The organism is Deinococcus sp., assembly GCF_018260405.1.
GTDB lineage: Bacteria > Deinococcota > Deinococci > Deinococcales > Deinococcaceae > Deinococcus.
Map to the genome: position 1 here is coordinate 1 of NZ_JAGLBG010000188.1, position 2,043 is coordinate 2,043.

Genomic DNA, 2,043 nt, shown 5'->3' on the forward strand with positions numbered 1-2,043 from the left:
GGACACGTCACCGTGAATCAAGGTGACGGTGAGTATGCTCGCGACGACGATAGGGACGGCACCAACGAGGTTCATGTTAACACCATTGAAAGTGTACGGAGCATTCGGGACGGCACCAAATCAACCGGCAGTTCGTATGACTCCCGCTTGCCCAGCTGGGTAGGGGAGCTTGGGGATAGCTACTCTACGCCACCACCTGCACAATCACCGCCCACCATTTCCCCCCCTGCCACGTATACACCCGCAAAAAGCTCTGGAGGCGCACGCCGTCGGCGTACAGCGTCCCCCGCGTAATCCCCGTGTGGCCGAACACCAGCGAGGCGTGGCGCTCGAACATCAAGGTGGCGGGCGGATGTCGGGGCAACTGTTCCAGCAGGTCAGTTTTGAAGGCGATAGTGCCGTCCGGAAAAAACCCGATCCAGTCGTCGGCGAGCATATCGATCAGGCGTTCGGGGTCGCGCCAGTGGTAGGCCGCGTTCCAGGCTTCGTCGGCCCGCAGTAGCGAGTCTACGTCGCCGTATTCCCCCGGAACGCCGCGCAGGTCGCTGAATTCGGTATCGAAAATCTGGGTGCGGGGGTGGTTCTCAGAGTTGGGCATGGTCAGTCAGCGGCATTGGTGCCCGGCAGCGGAAAAGTCTCCAACTCGTTGTAGTAGGCGTCGCGCAGCACCGGAACGCGCCCGGCGTGCTGAATCATGCGGATCATGCCCGCTTCCGAAAGCTGCATGGGCGAGGTGGCCCCCGCCGCGTGCGCGATGTGCTCCTCCTGAATGGTGCCGTCGATGTCCGACACGCCCCAGTCAAGCGAAACCTGCGTCAGCTCCGAGCCGATCATCACCCAATAGCCCTTGATGTGGGGGAAGTTATCCAGATAAATGCGGGCCACCGCCAGATTGCGCAGGTCGTCCAGACCGGTGGTGAAATCGGTCTTGCCGAGGTTCTGCGCCAGCGTATTGCCGAGCGGCTGGAAGGCCAGCGGAATAAAGGCGTGGAAGCCGCCGCCGAACTGGGCCACACTTTCGTCCTGAAGCGTTCGCAGGCGGTCCATGTGGTCCAGGCGCTCCTCCAGCGTTTCGATGTGGCCGTAGAGCATGGTCGCGTTGGTCCGCATTCCCAGGCTGTGGGCCTCGCGGTGAATTTGCAGCCACTTCTCGGCCCTTACCTTGTTTCTGGCCACCTGTTTACGCACGCGGTCGGCAAAAATCTCGGCCCCGCCGCCCGGCATGGCGCTCAGGCCCGCCGCCTGCAACTCGCGCAGCACGTCCAGCGTGGGTTTTTTACTGATCTTGCTCAGGTGCTCGATCTCGGCGGCGGTAAAGGCCTTGATCTGAAGATCGGGGTACGCCTCGCGCAGCTTATGCACCATTGCCGGGTAGTAGTCCCACTTGTGGTTAGGATGATGGCCGCTGCTCATGTGTAGCTCGGTGATGCCGGGCAGGTAGCGCCGCCCGACCTGCCGCACCACCTCGTCGGGGTCGTAGTCCCAGGCCCGCTCCTCATTCTTGTGCGCGGCGAAGGCGCAGAAGGTGCAGCCCACGTAACAGATGTTGGTAAATTCCAGCCGCATCGAATGCACAAAAAACACCTTGTCGCCGTGTAGCTGTTCCTTGCGCCAGTTCGCCAGCCGCATCAGGGCGTTTAGGTCGTGGGTGTTGTACAGCTGCGTCCCCTCGGCAAAGGTCAGGCGTTCCCCCGCCTCCACCTTCTGCACGATGGGGGCGAGGGTCTGGTCACGGAGCCACTTCATAGGCGGCAGAATACGCCGCTGAGCGTGGTGGGTGGTAATACAGACTCCGGTTGCAAGGTTTGGTAAGACCTTGTAACCCAGGCGGACTCGTAGGGTGGCTTGCAAAGCGGATTGGGGCGCTTTCCCTGGATACGCGCAACTGGCACCTACTTAGAGCATGTTGCAAAGAGATGGTGCTCTTTTGACCATCTTTTTACCAAGTGGAACCAGTGAAAAAGAAAGGTAACTGCTCAGCACGAGAAGTCGAGTTTGGGTAAGACGCCACGAAAAACGTCAACTAAGCCAGTCCAAATGGAT

2 protein-coding genes are annotated in these 2,043 nt (G+C 60.5%); both read right to left on the reverse strand.

The window, feature by feature from the left end:
- Positions 1-184 precede the first annotated feature (184 nt).
- Positions 185-598: a nuclear transport factor 2 family protein gene (locus QZ269_RS12905; protein ID WP_291427102.1), complete on the reverse strand. Its 414-nt coding sequence runs from the start codon at positions 596-598 to the stop codon at positions 185-187.
- A 2-nt stretch (positions 599-600) separates the two neighbouring features.
- Positions 601-1,746, reverse strand: coding sequence for an aminofutalosine synthase MqnE (gene mqnE / locus QZ269_RS12910; protein WP_291427103.1), 1,146 nt, complete (start codon positions 1,744-1,746; stop codon positions 601-603).
- Positions 1,747-2,043 lie beyond the last annotated feature (297 nt).

What these genes read in the sequence shown, in the direction of transcription:
- QZ269_RS12905 (WP_291427102.1), bottom strand. Translation starts at nt 598, where the DNA reads ATGCCCAACTCTGAGAACCACCCCCGCACCCAGATTTTCGATACCGAA.
- mqnE (WP_291427103.1), bottom strand. Translation starts at nt 1,746, where the DNA reads ATGAAGTGGCTCCGTGACCAGACCCTCGCCCCCATCGTGCAGAAGGTG.